Origin of the sequence: Streptomyces sp. NBC_00249 (assembly GCF_026342355.1) — a bacterium.
Taxonomy (GTDB): domain Bacteria; phylum Actinomycetota; class Actinomycetes; order Streptomycetales; family Streptomycetaceae; genus Streptomyces.
Genome location: NZ_JAPEMV010000010.1, coordinates 134,228 through 153,483, shown reverse-complemented (window position 1 = coordinate 153,483; position 19,256 = coordinate 134,228). Strand labels below are relative to the sequence as shown.

The 19,256-nt window shown below is 71.4% G+C and carries 16 protein-coding genes; 10 read left to right on the top strand and 6 right to left on the bottom strand.

What is annotated here, in order from left to right:
• Positions 1-58 precede the first annotated feature (58 nt).
• From OOK31_RS34515 to OOK31_RS34485, 7 genes are all read left to right on the top strand, one after another.
• Positions 59-1,384, top strand: coding sequence for an acyltransferase (locus OOK31_RS34515; RefSeq protein WP_267091351.1), 1,326 nt, complete (start codon positions 59-61; stop codon positions 1,382-1,384).
• 28 nt (positions 1,385-1,412) lie between these two features.
• Positions 1,413-3,209 (top strand): ABC-F family ATP-binding cassette domain-containing protein, encoded by a 1,797-nt coding sequence (locus OOK31_RS34510; RefSeq protein WP_267091350.1) that lies wholly within the window; start codon positions 1,413-1,415, stop codon positions 3,207-3,209.
• Positions 3,210-3,385: 176 nt separating this feature from the next.
• Positions 3,386-5,101 (top strand): PQQ-binding-like beta-propeller repeat protein, encoded by a 1,716-nt coding sequence (locus OOK31_RS34505; RefSeq protein WP_267091349.1) that lies wholly within the window; start codon positions 3,386-3,388, stop codon positions 5,099-5,101.
• Positions 5,102-5,154: 53 nt separating this feature from the next.
• Positions 5,155-6,849, top strand: a complete 1,695-nt coding sequence (locus OOK31_RS34500; protein ID WP_267091348.1) for a PQQ-binding-like beta-propeller repeat protein — start codon at positions 5,155-5,157, stop codon at positions 6,847-6,849.
• A 129-nt stretch (positions 6,850-6,978) separates the two neighbouring features.
• Positions 6,979-7,677 carry a response regulator transcription factor gene (locus OOK31_RS34495; RefSeq protein ID WP_267091553.1) on the top strand — a complete coding sequence of 233 codons (699 nt, stop codon included), beginning with the start codon at positions 6,979-6,981 and terminating at the stop codon, positions 7,675-7,677.
• A 95-nt stretch (positions 7,678-7,772) separates the two neighbouring features.
• The gene (galE, locus tag OOK31_RS34490) at positions 7,773-8,729 is read left to right on the top strand and encodes a UDP-glucose 4-epimerase GalE (RefSeq protein ID WP_267091347.1); all 957 of its coding nucleotides are present in this window, start codon (positions 7,773-7,775) and stop codon (positions 8,727-8,729) included.
• Between the two features lie 473 nt (positions 8,730-9,202).
• Positions 9,203-9,979, top strand: coding sequence for a response regulator transcription factor (locus OOK31_RS34485; protein ID WP_267091346.1), 777 nt, complete (start codon positions 9,203-9,205; stop codon positions 9,977-9,979).
• Here OOK31_RS34485 and OOK31_RS34480 read toward each other — a convergent pair.
• Entirely contained in the window at positions 9,938-10,435 is a 498-nt protein-coding gene (locus OOK31_RS34480) for a MarR family winged helix-turn-helix transcriptional regulator (RefSeq protein ID WP_030231940.1), read from the bottom strand. The two genes, OOK31_RS34485 and OOK31_RS34480, sit on opposite strands and share 42 nt — an antisense overlap.
• A 145-nt stretch (positions 10,436-10,580) precedes the next feature.
• Here OOK31_RS34480 and OOK31_RS34475 point away from each other — a divergent pair, with 145 nt between their 5' ends.
• Positions 10,581-11,447, top strand: a complete 867-nt coding sequence (locus OOK31_RS34475) for a trans-aconitate 2-methyltransferase (RefSeq protein WP_267091345.1) — start codon at positions 10,581-10,583, stop codon at positions 11,445-11,447.
• Positions 11,448-11,449: 2 nt separating this feature from the next.
• Complete coding sequence (locus tag OOK31_RS34470; protein ID WP_267091344.1) at positions 11,450-11,821, top strand: VOC family protein; 372 nt, start codon at positions 11,450-11,452, stop codon at positions 11,819-11,821.
• Positions 11,822-11,932: 111 nt separating this feature from the next.
• On the opposite strand, the gene OOK31_RS34465 is transcribed toward OOK31_RS34470, so the two are convergent.
• Entirely contained in the window at positions 11,933-12,604 is a 672-nt protein-coding gene (locus tag OOK31_RS34465) for a TetR/AcrR family transcriptional regulator (protein ID WP_267091343.1), read from the bottom strand.
• Positions 12,604-13,593, bottom strand: a complete 990-nt coding sequence (locus OOK31_RS34460) for an acyl-CoA desaturase (protein WP_267091552.1) — start codon at positions 13,591-13,593, stop codon at positions 12,604-12,606. The genes OOK31_RS34465 and OOK31_RS34460 overlap by 1 nt, the downstream gene beginning before the upstream one ends.
• Before the next feature lie 395 nt (positions 13,594-13,988).
• Between OOK31_RS34460 and ppc the strand changes: the two genes are divergently transcribed.
• On the top strand, positions 13,989-16,682 hold the full coding sequence (gene ppc, locus OOK31_RS34455; protein WP_267091551.1) for a phosphoenolpyruvate carboxylase: 2,694 nt from the start codon (positions 13,989-13,991) through the stop codon (positions 16,680-16,682).
• A gap of 66 nt (positions 16,683-16,748) precedes the next feature.
• On the opposite strand, the gene pth is transcribed toward ppc, so the two are convergent.
• From pth to OOK31_RS34440, 3 genes are all read right to left on the bottom strand, one after another.
• Entirely contained in the window at positions 16,749-17,339 is a 591-nt protein-coding gene (pth, locus tag OOK31_RS34450; protein ID WP_267091342.1) for an aminoacyl-tRNA hydrolase, read from the bottom strand.
• A 91-nt stretch (positions 17,340-17,430) separates the two neighbouring features.
• Complete coding sequence (locus tag OOK31_RS34445) at positions 17,431-18,006, bottom strand: 50S ribosomal protein L25/general stress protein Ctc (RefSeq protein ID WP_267091341.1); 576 nt, start codon at positions 18,004-18,006, stop codon at positions 17,431-17,433.
• A 190-nt stretch (positions 18,007-18,196) separates the two neighbouring features.
• On the bottom strand, positions 18,197-19,174 hold the full coding sequence (locus tag OOK31_RS34440; RefSeq protein WP_267091340.1) for a ribose-phosphate diphosphokinase: 978 nt from the start codon (positions 19,172-19,174) through the stop codon (positions 18,197-18,199).
• Between the last annotated feature and the right edge of the window lie 82 nt (positions 19,175-19,256).

Sequence of the window (19,256 nt, the reverse complement as noted above, 5' to 3'; positions counted from 1 at the left end):
CGGGAGTTGAGTATCCGGGCCCTGTCGGGCCGACGGCAGGACCCGGCACCGTGGGGTCATGACAGTCAGCGCACGCGACATGGCCGGGGCCACCCCCGCCACCCGGGACCGCTACGTCGACCTGCTGCGGGTCGCGTCCCTCGGGACCGTCCTGCTCGGCCACTGGCTGATGGCCGCCGTCAGTGGCGACGGGATAGGGAACCTGCTCGCCCTCGTGCCCCCGCTCCAGGCCCTCACCTGGGGGCTCCAGATCATGCCGGTGTTCTTCTTCGTCGGCGGGTTCTCGCACGCCCTCTCGTACCGTTCCCTGGAGCGCCGCGCCGGCGACGGCCGGCCCGTCTACGCCGCCTTCCTGCGCGCCCGCCTCCAGCGGCTGCTGCGGCCCACCCTGGTGTTCGTGCTGCTCTGGACGGCCGGCGCCGTCCTCGTGCAGCTCGCCGGGGCGGGCGACGGCCCGCTGGCCGGGGCCGCGCTGCGGATGATCACGCAGCCGTTGTGGTTCATCGGGATCTACCTGGCGATGGTGGCCTTCACCCCGCCCCTGCTGAGGCTGCACCAGCGCCACGGCTGGGCGGTCTTCGCCGCGCTCGCCGCGGCCGCGGCCCTGGTCGACGTCCTGCGCTTCGCGCTCGGGGTGCCGTACGTGGAGTTCCTGAACTTCGCCTTCGTGTGGCTGGCCGTGCACCAGCTCGGCTTCCTGCGCGCCGACGGCCGCATCACCCGGCCGGCCGTGCCGGCCGCCGCCGGGCTCGGCGGGGCCGTGCTGCTCGTCGCGGCCGGGCCGTACCCGCTGTCCATGGTCGGGATGCCCGGCGAGAAGGTCTCCAACATGGCCCCGCCGACCCTCGCCCTGCTCTGCCACGGCCTGTGGCTCGTCGGCGCCGTGCAACTGCTGGCCCGGCCCGCCGGTGCCTGGCTGGAGCGGCCCCGCGTCTGGCGCGGTGTCGTCGCCGCGAACGGCATCGCCATGACGGCCTTCCTGTGGCACCTCACCGCGATGCTGGCCGTGTACGCCGCCCAGCTCGCCCTCGGCCTGGCCCTCCCCGAGCCCGCCACCGGCGCCTGGTGGGCGCAGGTACCGGTGCGGATCCTGCTGGCCGCCGCCCTGACCGCCCTGCTGGTGGCAGCCTTCCGCCGCTTCGAGGCCCCCGTGCGGAGCGCCGGGGGCACCGGCAGCGGGCCCGTCGCCGCCCTCGGGATCACCCTCTGCCTGCTGGGGATCCTCGGCCTGTCGATGACGGGTCTCGGCGGGATCCTGGAGGGGCACAGCGCCACCCTGGTGGCCCTCCCGGTCACCGCTCCGGCCGCCCTGGTGATGGCGTGCGGCGGCTGGCTGCTGGTGGAACGGTCCGCCTCACCTCGAACGGTTAGGCTGAGGGGCTGATCCACACCCCTTCCCTGGAGCGCGTCTGATGGCCGTCAATCTGGTCAATGTCGAGGCAGTCAGCAAGGTGTACGGCACCCGTACCCTGCTCGACGGCATCTCCCTCGGCGTGTCCGAGGGGGACCGGATCGGTGTCGTCGGCCGCAACGGCGACGGCAAGACCACCCTCATCCGGATGCTCGCGAAGCTGGAGGAGCCCGACACCGGCCGGGTCACCCAGAACAGCGGCCTGCGCATGGGCGTGCTCACCCAGCACGACTCCCTCGACCCGGCCGCCACGATCCGGCACGAGATCATCCGGGACATGGCCGACCACGAGTGGGCCGGCAACGCCAAGATCCGTGACGTGCTGACGGGTCTCTTCGGCGGCCTGGACCTGCCCGGCTTCGGCCAGGGCCTGGACACCGTCATCGGTCCGCTCTCCGGTGGTGAGCGCCGCCGGATCGCCCTCGCGAAGCTGCTCATCGCCGACCAGGACCTCCTGGTCCTCGACGAGCCCACCAACCACCTCGACGTCGAGGGCATCTCCTGGCTGGCCCGCCACCTCCAGGAGCGCCGCTCGGCGCTCGTCTGCGTCACCCACGACCGCTGGTTCCTCGACCAGGTCTGCACCCGTATGTGGGACGTGCAGCGCGGTGAGGTCCACGAGTACGAGGGCGGCTACAGCGACTACGTCTTCGCCCGCGCCGAGCGCGACAGGATCGCCGCCACCGAGGAGCAGAAGCGGCAGAACCTGATGCGCAAGGAGCTGGCCTGGCTGCGCCGCGGTGCGCCCGCCCGGACCTCCAAGCCGCGCTACCGCATCGAGGCGGCCAACGAGCTGATCGCCGACGTGCCGCCGCCGCGCGACAAGAGCGAGCTGATGAAGTTCGCCAACGCGCGCCTGGGCAAGACGGTGTTCGACCTGGAGGACGTGACCGTCCAGGCCGGCCCCAAGACCCTGCTCAAGCACCTCACCTGGCACCTGGGCCCCGGCGACCGCGTCGGCCTCGTCGGTGTCAACGGCGCCGGCAAGACCTCCCTGCTGAAGGCCCTCGCGGAGGCCGCCCGCACCCAGGGCGAGACGCAGCCCGCGGCCGGCAGCGTCAGCGTCGGCAAGACCGTCCGCCTCGCGTACCTCTCCCAGGAGGTCGGCGAGCTCGACCCCTCGCTGCGCGTCCTGGAGGCCGTCCAGCGGGTCCGCGACCGCGTCGACCTGGGCCAGGGCCGCGAGATGACGGCGGGCCAGCTGTGCGAGCAGTTCGGCTTCACCAAGGAGAAGCAGTGGACCCCGGTCGGCGACCTCTCCGGTGGTGAGCGGCGCCGGCTGCAGATCCTGCGGCTGCTGATGGACGAGCCCAACGTCCTGTTCCTCGACGAGCCCACCAACGACCTGGACATCGAGACCCTCACCCAGCTGGAGGACCTCCTCGACGGCTGGCCCGGCTCGATGATCGTGATCTCCCACGACCGGTTCTTCATCGAGCGCACCACCGACACGGTGATGGCGCTGCTCGGCGACGCCAGCCTGCGGATGCTGCCGCGCGGTCTCGACGAGTACCTGGAGCGCCGCCAGAAGATGATCGACGCGGCCGCCCCGGCGGCTCCGGCCCCGGCCGCGAAGTCGAGCGCTTCCGGAGACTCGCGCGCCGCGAAGAAGGAACTCCAGAAGATCGAGCGCCAGCTCAACAAGATGTCGGACCGCGAGACGAACCTGCACGCGCAGATCGCCGAGCACTCCACCGACTACGACAAGGTCGCCAAGCTCGACACCGAGCTGCGCGAACTGATCGCGGAACGGGACGATTTGGAGATGCGCTGGCTGGAACTGGCCGAGGACGCCTGAGTTCCCGGTCCGTTCAGGGTCCGAGCGACCCGATAACGGCCGAGTCACGGGCCGGTCCGACCTTGGGAACAGGGGTCCGACCGGCCCGTCGCATGTCGGCCACCAGTGATAGAAAGGGTCGGTTCTTCATGACCTCTTTGCCCTTTCCGACCGCCTGAAGCCGAAGGTATGCGCTGATGACCGAGCCGCCCCAGCCGCCGAACCAGCCGCCGACACCTTCCGGTTACGGCCACTTGCCAGGCCCGCCGCAGCCCGGCTACGGGTACCCGCCGCAGGGCGCCAACCCGTACGCCCAGCAGCCGCCGGCCGGCCAGCAGCCCCCACCGCCGCCGCAGCCGCCGACGGCCCCGATGCAGCCGGCCGTCCCGCACCCGCCGACGTCGCCGCAGGGCTACGCCTTCCCGCAGACCGCCCCGATGCCCGTCACCGGAGGCCCCGCCGGCCCCGGCGCGGGCCGGCGCAAGGCCGCGATCCTGATCGCGGCCGCCGTCGCGGGTGTGCTCGTCCTCGGCACCGGCGGGTACTTCGTCCTGGCCGGGGACGAGCGCGAGACGCCGAAGCCGCCCGTCGCGCAGGGTTCCGCGCCCGCCGACGCCAAGCCCTCCGCCTCCCCGTCCGTGGACCAGGGCGACGGCACCGGCGGCGGCCGCACCGAGCAGACCGACCTCAACGCGGAGCGCAAGCCCGGCGAGGACAAGGTCCTGTGGCTCAAGACCGCCAAGCTCCAGGGCCCCGGCGCCGGCATCCCCACCAAGGGCCAGTGGGTGGTCGGCGACACCGTCGTCAAGACCATCGACAAGGCCCTCTACGGGTACGCGGTGACCGACGGCAAGGAGAAGTGGAAGCTCGACGTCAAGACGGAGATCTGCGGGCTCACCGACCAGATGACCGGTGACGGCAAGACCGTCCTCGTCGTCAGGGACGGCGAGGGCTCCAGCGCCGACTGCAACCAGATGAAGCTGATCGACCTGAAGGCCGGCAAGGAGGGCTGGACGAAGCCGATCATCAAGGAGAACGTCTTCGACGGCGGCGGCGGCTCCGTCGCGCCGACCCTCACCGGCGACACCGTCGCCATCAACCGCATGGCCGGCAGCAGCGCCTACCGGATCAGCACCGGCGACAAGCTCTTCTCCAACAGCGGCCCCACGGGCTGCCAGCCCACCTCCTACGCGGCCGGCAACGGCAAGATGCTCGGCTTCGCCACCTGCATGGACGCCGACAAGACCCAGGAGGTCCAGGACGCCGACCCGGTCACCGGCAAGACCACCTGGTCCTACAAGCTCCCCAAGGGCTACATCGTCAAGGGCGTCTACTCCGTCTCCCCCATCGTCCTCGACGTCGGCGTCCTGGAATTCGGGGGGAAGGGGCGGGGGATCCTCTCCCTCACCGCAGACGGCAAGAAGCGCGCCAGCATGCAGGCCGAGGGCTCCTTCGAGATGAACTGCGGCAACAGCAGCTCCGACGACCTCCAGGGCTGCGGCAACTCCACCGTCGACGGCGACACCCTCTACCTGAGGACGACGACCGAGGCCGGCTACAACAACGAGATCGTCGCCTTCGACCTCGGCACCGGCAAGGCCAAGTGGCGCACCCCGGCGGGCGAGAACAAGAACTTCTTCCCGATCAAGGCCGCCAACGGGCAGCTCGTCGTCTACCGCACCGGCGGCAAGCGCGACGAACCCGGCGAGGTCCTGGCGCTCGCGGCCGCCGGCGGCGCCCCCAAGACCCTCCTGAAGATGCCGTCGGGCCCCGCCGCCAAGGTCGAGGGCACCTTCATCTCGTTCTCGCCCGCGCTGCGCGCCTTCGAGGACGGCCGGTACTTCACCTCCGTCACCAACCTCACCGCCGAGGGCAAGAAGGACGAGAGGCTCCTGATGGTCTTCGGCAAGTGAACGAGCTGACCGAGCCCCCCACCGCGCCGCCCACCGAGAGGCAGTAGAGCCCGATGAGCACCCCGAACACCCCGCCGCCGCCCCACCAGCCGCCCTCCGGCGGCTTCGGCGCGCCCACGCCGCCGCCCCCGCAGGGCCCGCCCCCCATGCCGCCGGCCCCGCCCGCCATGCCGCCGACCGTCCCGCAGCCCACGGCCCAGCCGGCCTACGGCTACCCGCCGCAGCAGCCCCCCGGCTACGGCTACCCGCAGCCGGCCACCGTCGCGGCTCCGGCCGCGCAGCAGCAGCCCCCGGCGGGCGGCGGCGGTGACAAGCGCACCCAGCTGATGATCGTCGGCGCGGCCCTGCTGGCCATGGTCCTGATCATCGGCGGCGGCTTCTGGTACGTCTCCGGCGACGACGACGGCGGCACCGACCAGCCCACCGCCTCCGACGGCCCCAGCGGCTCGCCCGACGCGAACAAGGGCCCGGCCGGGACGGGCAGCGAGAAGGTCCCGACCAACCCCAAGTCGAAGACCCTGGTCAACGTCCCGCTGCCGCAGACGCCCGAGCTGATCGCCGTCGACGGCTCCTGGCTCACCGACACCACCTACATCAAGTCCGACATTGCGAAGGTCGTCGGCTACAACCTCGTCGACGGCGGCAAGAAGTGGGAGACCGCGCTCCCCGCCAACGTCTGCGGCGCGACCAAGCACGTCAGCGACAACAAGTCGGCCATCCTCTTCGAGGAGGCCATGCCGTCCGCGGAGAAGAAGTACCCGCAGTGCACCCAGGTCGGCGTCATCGACCTGAACACCGGCAAGCTCCTGTGGTCCGCCACCGCCAAGTCCGCCACCGGCGGCGACAAGCCCGTCTCCTTCGACGAGGTCACCATCAGCGGCCAGACCGTCGCCGCGGGCGGCCTCGGCGGCGGCGCGGCCTGGAACCTCACCGACGGCAAGTCCCTGTGGGCCCCCAAGATCGACGGCGAGGGCTGCCACGACGTCGGCTACGCGGGCGGCGAGGCCCTGGCCGTCATGCGCTCCTGCGGCCGCGCCTCCGAGCCCACCCTGCACGCGCAGCTCCTCGACCCGGCCACCGGCGCACCCAAGTACTCGTACAAGCTCACCGGCGGCATCCCCTACGCGGGCATCATCTCCACCAAGCCGCTGATCATCGCCGCCAACGTGGCCAACACCGCCAAGAACGCCACCAACGTCAGCGACCTCTTCGTCCTCGACGACGCGGGCCAGCTCAAGAGCCGCCTCAGCCTCGCCTCCGGCAGCTACGGGCCCCACTGCCCGGCCAACGACGTCGAGAAGTGCACGGGCATGGTCGTCGGCAACGGCAAGCTCTACCTGCCCACCTACGAACACCAGGGCGCGACCTCCTCCGTCGGCCGGACCAACGAGATCGTCTCCTTCGACCTGGAGACCGGCAAGCCCACCAGCGACCGCGCCGACGCCGGCGAGCGGTTCACCGTGTACCCGCTGCGCATGGACGGGCCGAACATCATCGCCTACAAGGAGCCCCCGTACGACGCGGGCGGCCAGGTCGTCAGCATCGACGGCAAGACGATGAAGGAGACCGTGCTGATGAAGAACCCCGCCGAGAAGGCCAGCCAGCGGGCCGAGTCCGGCTTCCTGATCGACCACTCGGAGCTCCGCTACCACAACGGCCGTTTCTTCATGGCCCGCACGACCGCCCGCAAGTCCACGATCGACACGGGCGACCCGGAGTACCTGTTCATCTCCTTCACCGCGAGCTGACCCGGCCCGCAGCGACACCGAAGCCCCCGGAAGGTCCGTCCTTCCGGGGGCTTTCGCGCGGTATCGGACCCGCTCCGTCGAACAAGCGTGTAGCTTGCCGGGTCAGAAGGATCTGGGGTGGGAGCCTTGATGGGCGTACGGGTCATGGTGGTCGACGAGCACCGGCTGCTGGCCGAGGCGCTCGCCTCGGCCCTGAAGCTGCGCGGGCACCGGGTGCTGGCCGCGGCCGCACCGGCCGCGGGCGCGGCCGAACTGGTCGTCAGCCGCGCCCCGGAGGTCTGCCTCTTCGGCACGGCGACCCCCGCGGAACCAGGGGTCTTCGAGCCCGTGGCGCGCATCAAGCGGGAGCGCCCGCAGATCGCCGTCGTGGTCCTCGGACCGGTGCCGAGCCCGCGCGGGATCGCCGCCGCCTTCGCCGCGGGCGCCTCGGGCTACGTACGGCAGGACGAGCGCATCGAGGGCGTCGAGCGGGCCCTGGCCAAGGCGCGGGCCGGGGAGGCCGCGATCTCCCCGCAGCTCCTCCAGGCCGCCTTCGCCGAGCTGCTCAACCCCTCCGCCCAGCCCGACGACGAGGGCAGCCGGCTGCTGCGGCTGCTCACCCCGCGCGAGGTGGAGGTGCTCGTGCGGGTCGCGGAGGGTGAGGACACCCGGCTCATCGCCGCCGGGATGGAGATCGCGCCGAGCACAGCCCGCACACATGTCCAGCGGGTACTGATGAAGCTGGGCGTCGGCTCACGGCTGGAGGCCGCCGCGCTGGCCGCCCGTACGGGGCTGCTGGACCGGGCGGTGCCGCCCGGTCCGGAGCAGGCGCGGCCGTCCGCGCAGTGAGCTCCACGCCCCGGCGATTTCCCCGGAAGCACGGAATCCGGTAAGCCAGTTCCTGCACGCGCGTACGCGTGCGTCCGCGAGAGGTAGGAGTGCGAGTGAGCAAGTACCTGGTCACAGGCGGTGCCGGATACGTGGGCAGTGTCGTCACGGCCCACCTGCTGGAGGCCGGCCACGAGGTCACCGTCCTCGACAACCTCTCCACCGGCTTCGGCGAGGGCGTCCCGCCCGGCGCCACCCTGGTCAACGGCCGCATCCAGGACGCCGCCGACCACCTGGACCCCTCCTACGACGCGGTCCTGCACTTCGCGGCCTCCTCGCAGGTCGGCGAGTCCGTCGCCAACCCCGGCAAGTACTGGGACAACAACGTCGGCGGCACCCTCGCCCTGCTCACCGCGATGCGGGAGGCCGGGGTGAAGCGGCTCGTGTTCTCCTCCACCGCCGCCACCTACGGCGAGCCCGCCGACGGGGTGCTGACCGAGGACTCGGTGACGGCGCCGACCAACCCGTACGGCGCCTCGAAGCTGGCCGTCGACCACATGATCGCGGGGGAGTGCGCGGCGCACGGCCTCTCGGCGGTCTCGCTGCGCTACTTCAACGTCGCCGGCGCCTACGGGCCGTTCGGCGAGCGCCACGACCCCGAGACCCACCTGATCCCGCTGGTGCTCCAGGTGGCCCTGGGCGAGCGGGAGTCCATCTCGGTGTTCGGCGAGGACTACCCGACGCCCGACGGCACCTGCGTCCGCGACTACATCCACGTCGCCGACCTCGCCGAGGCCCACCTCTCCGCGCTGCGGGTGGCCGCCGGAGGCGAGCACCTGGTCTGCAACCTCGGCAACGGCAGCGGCTTCTCGGTCCGCGAGGTCATCGAGACCGTCCGCAAGGTCACCGGCCGGGAGATCCCCGAGGTCGTCGCCCCGCGCCGGCCCGGCGACCCGGCGGTCCTGGTCGCCTCCGCGCGCACCGCGCAGGAGCGCCTCGGCTGGGTCCCGACCCGCTCGGACCTCACGAACATCGTCACCGACGCCTGGGAGTTCGCCCGCCGGCAGCGCTGAGACCGCCGCACGGCCCCTTCGCCTTTCGTCCGCGCGCCCCTCGTACTCCGGTACGGGGGGCGCGCGTACGTGCGGCGGGCGCGGTGGCCGGGCGCTGTGCGCGGGCGCCCGGCGTGCGTACGCCGGGTGAAATGCCCCCCGTGCAACTGCCCGTGGCACGCGCCGGTCCGTGGAAGACCTCCCGGGCCTTCAGGACAGTCGAAAACCAGCCACCGCAAAGGCCGTTGCGGACCGTCCCGCTGGAAAATCGCTCGGAAAACTTCTGCTATTCGGCCAACCGCGGGACGCCGCCGGCCCTACGCTGATGCGTGACACCGGTGGGGGCCGGTGTTGATTCAGGGGTCGAGACGCGCCGGGTACGGCGTCCGGTCCGGGGTAGTGCACAGATGTCGCGGCGGCGGCCGCGGCGGCTGTGACCACCTGGTCCGGGCGCCGTACCCGCAGTCGTCCGTTCCCCGACCCTTGGGGGTTTTGTGGTTCGTATCCGGGTCCTGGTGGTCGACGACCACCGCATCTTCGCCGAATCTCTGGCGGCCGCACTCGCGGCCGAGCCCGACGTGGACGTGTCCGCGGCGGGCAGCGGCCCCGCCGCCTCGCGCTGCCTCGACCGCGCGGCGGCGGAAGGCCGCCGCTTCGACGTGCTGCTCGTCGACGCCGACCTCGGCGCCGCCGTGCCCGCGACCGGGGCCGTACCCGCCCAGCGGGAGTCGGGCTCCGGCCCGCCGCCGCCCCCGTCGGACGGGATCGCCCTGGTCGCAGGCGTACGCCTGGCCCACCCGACGGTCCGTACGGTGGTCCTCGCCGAGCGGGACGACCCGCGCCGGGCCGCGCTCGCCCTCCAGGCGGGAGCCTCCGGGTGGGTGGCCAAGGACTGCTCGCTGTCGCGGCTGCTCGCCGTGGTCCGGGGGGTGCTGCGCGAGGAGACCCACCTGCCGCCCGCGCTGCTCACCGGGGTGCTGCGGGAGCTGACGGCCGCGCGCAAGCACCGCAGCGACAGCGAACGGCTCGTGGAGTCCCTCACCCCGCGCGAACACGAGGTGCTGCGCTGCATGGTGGCCGGGCTGGGCCGCAAGGACGTGGCCGCGCGGCTGTTCCTGTCCCCGCACACGGTCCGCACCCACATGCAGAACGTGCTGGGCAAGCTCGGCGTGCACTCCACCCTGGCCGCCGTCGCACTGGCCCGCCGGGCCGGGGTGCGGCCGGCGGAGCTAGCCGGGGATGTTGTCGAACGGAGCGGTCAACTGGCGTAGCAGCCCGGCGAGATCGCCGCGCTGGGCCGTGGAGAGCTGGGCCAGGATCGCCCGTTCCTGGGCCAGCAGCCCGGCGAGCGACTGGTCTGCGCGGTCGCGCCCCTCGGGCGTGAGCCGCACCAGGACGCCCCGGCGGTCGCTGGGGTCGGGCAGCCGCTCGACGAGGCCCTTCTTGGCGAGCCGGTCGATGCGGTTGGTCATGGTGCCGGAGGTGACGAGCGTCTGCGTCAGCAGCTGGCCGGGGGAGAGCTGGTAGGGCGCTCCCGCGCGCCGCAGCGAGGTCAGGACGTCGAACTCCCACGGCTCCAGGCCGTGCTCGGAGAAGGCCAGCCTGCGGGCGCGGTCGAGGTGGCGCGCGAGCCGGCTGACCCGGCTGAGCACCTCGAGTGGTTCCACGTCGAGGTCAGGGCGCTCTCGCCGCCATGCCGCGACCAGTCGGTCGACCTCGTCCTCCATGCCGATCAGTGTAAGGGGTCTGTCGACATGAAGTCTCTTCAAATCAAGAATCTTGACATCGAGATATATTTTGGCCACCATGGGGCATGGAGGGGGCCGGAACGGCTTCCGCTTCCGACCGCCCCGCCAGTAGGGAGGCTCGAACATGCATTCCGATACCGCACCGGCCGTGCGCCCCACCGCAATGGACGGCACCACCCCCTCCGCGCCCACCTGGGACCCCCAGCAGTACCTCCGGCACGCCGGCCACCGGACCCGGCCCTTCCTCGACCTGCTGACCCGCATACCCGAACTCCCCACCACCCCCGCCCGCATCGCCGATCTCGGCTGCGGCCCCGGCAACGTCACCGCGCTCCTCGCCGACCGCTGGCCCGGCGCCCGCATCACCGGCTTCGACCTCTCCCCCGAGATGCTCCACCGCGCCACCGCCGAGTACGCCGGACCCACCCCCGGCGGCGGCAGCCTCGACTTCCGCCACGGCGACCTGGGGAGCTGGCTCCCCGAGGAGACCTACGACCTGATCGTCTCCAACGCCGCCCTCCAGTGGGTCCCCAGCCACCCCGGCTCCTTCGCCGCCTGGATCAACGGACTGCGCCCCGGCGGCACCTTCGCCTTCCAGATCCCCGGCAACTTCGGCGCCCCCAGCCACCGGCTCCTCGCCGAACTCTGCGACACCCCCAGGTGGCGGTCCCGGCTCGCCGGCCACGGCGCCCGCTACATCCACCTCCTCGAACCCGCCGAATACCTCGCCCGGTTCACCGAGCTCGGCTGCGCCGTCGACGTCTGGGAAACCACCTACCACCAGCTGCTCGAAGGAACCGACCCCGTCCTCGACTGGGTCAAGGGCACCGCCCTGCGCCCCGTCCTCACCGCCCTCGGCGAGGACCGCGAAGCCGTCGAGGCCTTCCTTGCCGAATACCGCGAACAGCTGCGCACGGCCTACCCGCCCGGCCCGCGCGGCACCGTCTTCCCCTTCCGCCGCATCTTCACCGTCGCCCGCAAGGAGGCCTGACCTTGCTGACCGCCGTCGACCACGTGCAACTCGCCGCGCCCCCCGGCTCGGAGGACGAGCTGCGCGCCTACTACAGGGACGTCCTGGGCATGACGGAGCTCTCCAAACCCCCCGTCCTCGCCGCCCGCGGCGGCTGCTGGTTCGCCGCCGGACCCGTGCAGCTGCACCTGGGGGTGGAAGAGGACTTCCGGCCGGCCCGCAAGGCACACCCCGGCCTGCGGGTGACCGGCATCGAGGCGTACGCGAGCAGACTCCGGGAACGGGGCGCCGAGGTCGTCTGGGACGACAACCTCCCGGGCCACCGCCGCTTCTACTCCCAGGACCCCGTCGGCAACCGGCTGGAGTTCCTCGAACCCCACGACCCCCAGGCCTGACGCGGCAACCCGCGGCACCACGGCACGACGCGACGGCGCCCCGCCACCGGATCACCGGTGACGGGGCGCCGTCGCGTGCGGACCCGCCCGGGCAAGGGGGCGGCGGCCCGCTCAGTTCTTGCGGTGGCCCACCAGCCTGGGCTTGGCTTCCAGGTTCTCCAGCCCGTGCCAGGACAGGTTCACCAGGTGCGCGGCCACCTCGGCCTTCTTCGGCTGCCGCGTCTCCAGCCACCACTGACCCGTCAGCGCCACCATCCCGACCAGCGCCTGCGCGTACAGCGGCGCCAGCTTCGGGTCGAAGCCCCGGGCCTTGAACTCCAGGCCGAGGATGTCCTCCACCTGCGTGGCGATGTCACTGATCAGCGAGGCGAACGTACCCGTCGACTGCGCCACCGGAGAATCCCGGACCAGGATCCGGAAACCGTCCGTGTAGTTCTCGATGTAGTCCAGCAGCGCGAACGCCGCCTGCTCCAGCAGCTCCCGCGGATGCCCCGCCGTCAACGCACCGGTCACCCCGTCCAGCAGCTGGCGCATCTCCCGGTCCACGACGACCGCGTACAGGCCCTCCTTGCCCCCGAAGTGCTCGTACACCACCGGCTTGGACACCCCGGCCTTCGCCGCGATCTCCTCCACCGACGTGCCCTCGAAGCCCTTCTCGGCGAACAGGGCGCGGCCGATGTCCAGCAGTTGCTGACGCCGCTCGGCGCCCGTCATCCGGACCCGGCGACCTCGCCTGGGCTTGTCGCTGCTGGAACTGCTGCCGTCGTTTCCCACGTCCCCCATCATGCCGCGTTCGAGGTCTTTTCCTTGCGCCGGGCGTCGATGCGCTCCTGCGACGGCCACCGCACGTCCGAGGCCCACCCCAGCCGCTCGAACCAGCGGATCAGCCGCGCACTCGAATCGACCTGGCCGCGCAGCACACCGTGCCGCGCCGACGTCGGGTCCGCGTGGTGCAGGTTGTGCCAGGACTCCCCGCACGACAGCACCGCCAGCCACCACACGTTGCCACTGCGGTCCCGGGACTTGAACGGACGCTTGCCCACCGCGTGACAGATCGAGTTGATCGACCACGTCACGTGGTGCAGCAGCGCCACCCGCACCAGCGAGCCCCAGAAGAAGGCCGTGAACGCCCCCCACCACGACATCGTCACCAGACCGCCGACCAGCGGCGGGATCGCCAGCGAGAACATCGTCCAGAACACGAAGTCACGCGAGATCCGGCGGATCGCCGGGTCCTTGATCAGGTCCGGCGCGTACTTCTGCTGATCGGTCTGCTCCTCGTCGAAGAGCCAGCCGATGTGCGCCCACCACAGGCCCTTCATCAGCGCCGGCACCGTCTCGCCGAACCGCCACGGCGAATGCGGGTCGCCCTCGTGGTCCGAGTACTTGTGGTGCTTGCGGTGGTCCGCCACCCAGCGCACCAGGGGACCCTCCACCGCCATCGACCCCATGATCGCCAGCGCGATCCGCAGCGGCCGCTTCGCCTTGAACGAACCGTGCGTGAAGTAACGGTGGAAGCCGATGGTGATGCCGTGGCAGGCCAGGAAGTACATGAACACCATCAGGCCCACATCGAGCCAGCTCACCCCCCAGCCCCAGGCCAGCGGGATCGCCGCCAGCAAGGCCAGGAACGGCGCGGTGATGAAGAGCAGCAGCGCGATCTGCTCGACGGACCGCTTCTGCTCGCCGCCGCGCGTCGCGGACGGCTCGGACGCTGAATCACCGGAAGAGGGCGCCGAAGCGTCCTCGATCAGATCGGGACTGATGGTCATGGGGATTCCCCTGGGGGTGAGAAGCCGGCAGGTGCCCAGGCACACGGACCCTACGGATCCGTAACCTACGGCATCGTAAGTATGGCAAAGCTGCCGCACGCGGCAAGAGGAGCACGCCCGCACCCCCGCCGCGCCACCCGCGCCGGGCCCACGAGGGGGCGCTCTGCCAGGGCACTGGCACACGACACCTATCCTGGTGTCGTCGGACAGCGCGGTCCGCACGGGCAGCCCGGGCTGCGCACACAGGAGCGGCACCGCCGCGCGTAGCCGGGAGCCCACCGCCCAGTAGCGCTCGAACACTGCAAGGAGCCGCACCTGTGAGCAGTGCTGACCAGGCCCCCGCCACCACCGCCGCCAACGCCGCGACGGCCTCCGCCGACGCCGCGAACGCGGAACTGCGCGCGGACATCCGCCGCCTCGGCGACCTCCTCGGGGAGACCCTCGTACGCCAGGAGGGACAGGACCTCCTCGACCTCGTCGAACAAGTGCGTGCCCTGACCCGCACCGACGGCGAAGCCGCCGCGGCGCTGCTCGGCGACACCGACCTGGAGACCGCCGCCAAGCTGGTGCGTGCCTTCTCCACCTACTTCCACCTCGCCAACGTCACCGAGCAGGTGCACCGCGGCAAGGAACTGCGCGCCCACCGCGCCGCCGAGGGCGGGCTCCTCGCCCGCACCGCCGACATGCTCAAGGACGCCGACCCCGAGCACCTGCGCGAGACGGTCAAGAACCTCAACGTCCGCCCCGTCTTCACCGCGCACCCCACCGAGGCCGCCCGCCGCAGCGTCCTGAACAAGCTGCGCCGCATCGCCGCCCTCCTGGAGGAGCCCGTCTCCGGGGCCGGCGAACGCCGCCGCCACGACCTGCGCCTCGCCGAGAACATCGACCTCGTCTGGCAGACCGACGAGCTGCGCGTGGTCCGCCCCGAGCCCGCCGACGAGGCCCGCAACGCCATCTACTACCTCGACGAGCTGCACGCCGGCGCCGTCGGCGACGTCCTGGAGGACCTCGCCGCCGAGCTCCAGCGCGTCGGCGTCGAGATCCCCGCCGGCACCCGCCCGCTCACCTTCGGCACCTGGATCGGCGGCGACCGCGACGGCAACCCCAACGTCACCCCCGAGGTCACCCGCGACGTGCTGATCCTCCAGCACGAGCACGGCATCACCGACGCCCTCGAACTGATCGACTTCCTGCGCGGGCTGCTGTCCAACTCCATCCGCTACACCGGCGCCACCGAGGAACTCCTCACCTCCCTCCAGGCCGACCTGGAACGCCTCCCCGAGATCAGCCCCCGCTACAAGCGGCTGAACGCCGAGGAGCCCTACCGCCTCAAGGCCACCTGCATCCGGCAGAAGCTCCTCAACACCCGCGAGCGCCTCGCCAAGGGCATCCCCCACGAGGAAGGCCGCGACTACCTCGGCACCGCCGAGCTGCTCACCGACCTCACCCTCATCCAGACCTCCCTGCGCGAGCACCGCGGCGCCCTCTTCGCCGACGGCCGCATGGACCGCACCATCCGCACCCTCGCCGCCTTCGGCCTCCAGCTCGCCACCATGGACGTACGCGAACACGCCGACGCCCACCACCACGCGCTGGGCCAGCTCTTCGACCGGCTCGGCGAGGAATCCTGGCGCTACGCCGACATGCCGCGCGACTACCGCGGCAAGCTCCTCGCCAAGGAGCTCCGCTCGCGCCGCCCCCTCGCCCCCACCCCGGCCCCCCTCGACGCCGCCGGCCAGAAGACCCTCGGCGTCTTCGGCGCCATCAAGGACGCCTTCGAGAAGTTCGGCCCCGAGGTCATCGAGTCCTACATCATCTCGATGTGCCAGGGCGCCGACGACGTCTTCGCCGCCGCCGTCCTCGCCCGCGAGGCCGGCCTCGTCGACCTCCACGCCGGCTGGGCCAAGATCGGCATCGTCCCGCTCCTGGAGACCACCGACGAGCTGCGCGCCGCCGACGTCATCCTCGACGAAATGCTCGCCGACCCCTCCTACCGGCGCCTCGTCTCCCTGCGCGGCGACGTCCAGGAGGTCATGCTCGGCTACTCCGACTCCAGCAAGTTCGGCGGCATCACCACCTCCCAGTGGGAGATCCACCGCGCCCAGCGCCGACTGCGCGACGTCGCCCACCGCTACGGGGTGCGCCTGCGCCTCTTCCACGGCCGCGGCGGCACCGTCGGCCGCGGCGGCGGCCCCTCGCACGACGCGATCCTCGCCCAGCCCTGGGGCACCCTGGAAGGCGAGATCAAGGTCACCGAACAGGGCGAGGTCATCTCCGACAAGTACCTCGTCCCCTCGCTGGCCCGCGAGAACCTGGAGCTGACCGTAGCGGCCACCCTCCAGGCCTCCGCCCTGCACACCGCCCCCCGCCAGTCCGACGAGTCCCTCGCCCGCTGGGACGCGGCCATGGACATCGTCTCCGACGCCGCGCACGGCGCCTACCGGGAACTCGTCGAGGACCCGGACCTGCCCTCGTACTTCTTCGCCGCGACCCCCGTCGACCAGCTCGCCGACCTGCACCTGGGCTCCCGGCCCTCCCGCCGCCCCGACTCCGGCGCCGGCCTCGACGGCCTGCGCGCCATCCCGTGGGTGTTCGGCTGGACCCAGTCCCGGCAGATCGTCCCCGGCTGGTACGGCGTCGGCTCCGGCCTCAAGGCCCTGCGCGAGGCCGGCCAGGACGCCGCCCTCACCGAGATGGGCGAGCGCTGGCACTTCTTCCGCAACTTCCTGTCCAACGTCGAGATGACCCTCGCCAAGACGGACCTGCGGATCGCCCGCCACTACGTCGACACCCTCGTCCCCGAGAACCTCAAGCACGTCTTCGCCCGCATCGAGGCCGAACACGAGCTCACCGTCCGCGAGGTCCTGCGGATCACCGGCGGCAAGCGCCTCCTGGACTCGCAGCCGATCCTCCAGCAGACCTTCGCCGTCCGCGACGCCTACCTGGACCCGATCTCCTACCTCCAGGTCTCCCTGCTGGCCCGCCAGCGCGCCGCCGCCGCCCGCGGCGAGGCCGCGGACCCGCTCCTGGCCCGCGCCCTGCTGCTCACCGTCAACGGCGTCGCCGCCGGCCTGCGCAACACCGGCTGACCGGCCCCGTACCCCGTACGCGACGAAGCCCCCCGCACCGGCCGGTGCGGGGGGCTTCGCCGTCGATCAGGAGTTGTACGTGGACTGGGCGCGCTCCAGGCCCTCCTGGACCAGACACTCCACCGCGTCCGCCGACCGGTCCACGAACCAGTCCAGCTCCTTGCGCTCCGTGGAGGAGAAGTCCTTCAGGACGAAGTCCGCGACCTGCATCCGGCCCGGCGGACGGCCGATCCCGCACCGCACCCGGTGGTAGTCGGGGCCCATCGCCTTGGTCATCGACTTCAGGCCGTTGTGCCCGTTGTCCCCGCCGCCCAGCTTCAGCCGCAGCGTCGGGTAGTCGATGTCCAGCTCGTCGTGGACCGCGACGATCCGCTCCAGCGGAACCTTGTAGAAGTCGCGCAGCGCCGTCACCGGCCCGCCCGACAGGTTCATGAACGACATCGGCTTCGCCAGCACCACCCGCCGGTTCGCCGGCCCCGGCGGGCCCATGCGGCCCTCCAGCACCTGCGCCCGCGCCTTGTGCGCCTTGAACTTGCCGCCGATCCGCTCGGCCAGCAGGTCGGCCACCATGAAGCCGATGTTGTGGCGGTTGCCCGCGTACTCCGCTCCCGGGTTCCCCAGGCCCACGATCAGCCAGGGCGCCGCGTCGTCCGACATCAAAAGCTCCTTATACGAAGACGACCGCCGTCCCGCTCCAGTGGAGCCGGACGGCGGTCGTTCAGCAAGTGCTGAAGGTGAGGGGTGAGGCTCAGGCCTCGGTGCCCTCGGCGGCCGGCTCCTCGGCCTGCGCGCCGATGACCTGCAGGACGGCGATGTCACCGTCGACGGCCAGCGTGGTGCCGGCCGGCAGGACCAGGTCCTTGGCGTGGATGGTGGCGCCGGCCTCGAGGCCCGCGATGGAGACGGTGACCTCGGTCGGGATGTGGGTGGCCTCGGCCTCGACGGAGATGGTGTTCTGGAGGGTCTCCAGCATGTTGCCGCCGGCGGCCAGGTCGCCCTCGGTGACGATCGCGACGTCGACGGTGACCTTCTCGCCCTTCTTGACGATCAGGAAGTCGACGTGGGAGATCGTGCGCTTCAGCGGGTGCTTCTGCACGGCCTTCGGGATGACCAGCTCGGTGCCGCCGTCCTTGATGTCCAGGGAGATCAGGACGTTCGGGGTGCGGAGCGCCAGCTGCAGGGCGTGGGCGTCGACGTTGACGTGCTTCGGGTCCGTGCCGTGGCCGTAGATGACCGCGGGGGTCAGGGCGTCACGACGGGCCTGACGGGCGGAGCCCTTGCCGAAGTCCGTGCGGGTCTGGGCGGCAAGCTTGATCTCGGACATGCTCACTCCTCGTGGGGTGACGGAAATGGACGACAGTCACCCGGCCGGAACGGCCTGCTACGAAGAGCGCGTCGATAACGGAGCATCCGTACCGGAAAACAGGTACGGCCTCCCTCGCCGAGCAACTCATGGAGTGTACCCGGCGGGGGAGGCCGAACCAAAAAGATCTACAGCGGGACCACCAGGGCCCTTACTGCTGCTCCTCGAACAGGCTGGTCACCGAGCCGTCCTCGAAGACCTCACGCACCGCGCGCGCCACCATCGGGGCGATCGACAGGACCGTGATCTTGTCGAGCTCCAGGTCGGAGGGGTCCGGGAGGGTGTTCGTGAAGATGAACTCGCTGACCTTCGAGTTCTTCAGGCGGTCGGCGGCCGGGCCCGACAGGATGCCGTGCGTGGCCGTCACGATGACGTCCTCGGCACCGTGCGCGAACAGCGCGTCGGCCGCGGCGCAGATGGTGCCGCCGGTGTCGATCATGTCGTCGACCAGGACGCAGACGCGGCCCTTGACCTCGCCGACGACCTCGTGGACGGTCACCTGGTTGGCGACGTCCTTGTCACGGCGCTTGTGCACGATGGCCAGCGGCGCGTCCAGACGGTCGCACCAGCGGTCGGCCACGCGCACGCGGCCGGCGTCCGGGGAGACGATCGTCAGCTTGCTGCGGTCCACCTTGGCGCCGACGTAGTCCGCGAGGACCGGCAGGGCCGAGAGGTGGTCCACGGGGCCGTCGAAGAAGCCCTGGATCTGGTCGGTGTGCAGGTCGACCGTGAGGATGCGGTCCGCACCCGCGGTCTTCAGCAGGTCCGCGACCAGACGGGCCGAGATCGGCTCGCGGCCCTTGTGCTTCTTGTCCTGACGGGCGTACCCGTAGGACGGGACGATCACGGTGATGGAGCGTGCCGACGCGCGCTTCAGCGCGTCGATCATGATCAGCTGCTCCATGATCCACTTGTTGATCGGAGCCGTGTGGCTCTGGATCAGGAAGCAGTCCGCGCCACGAGCCGACTCCTGGAAACGGACGTAGATCTCGCCGTTCGCGAAGTCGAAAGCCTTGGTCGGCACGAGGCCGACACCGAGCTGGTGCGCGACCTCCTCGGCCAGCTCGGGGTGGGCGCGGCCGGAGAAGAGCATCAGCTTCTTCTCGCCGGTCGTCTTGATCCCGGTCACAGCACTGTCTCCTCAGACGTGTGGAAAGCTGCTCGCCCCCGTGTGCGTCCGTCCCGCACACGGTGAGCCAGCCGAATTGCGT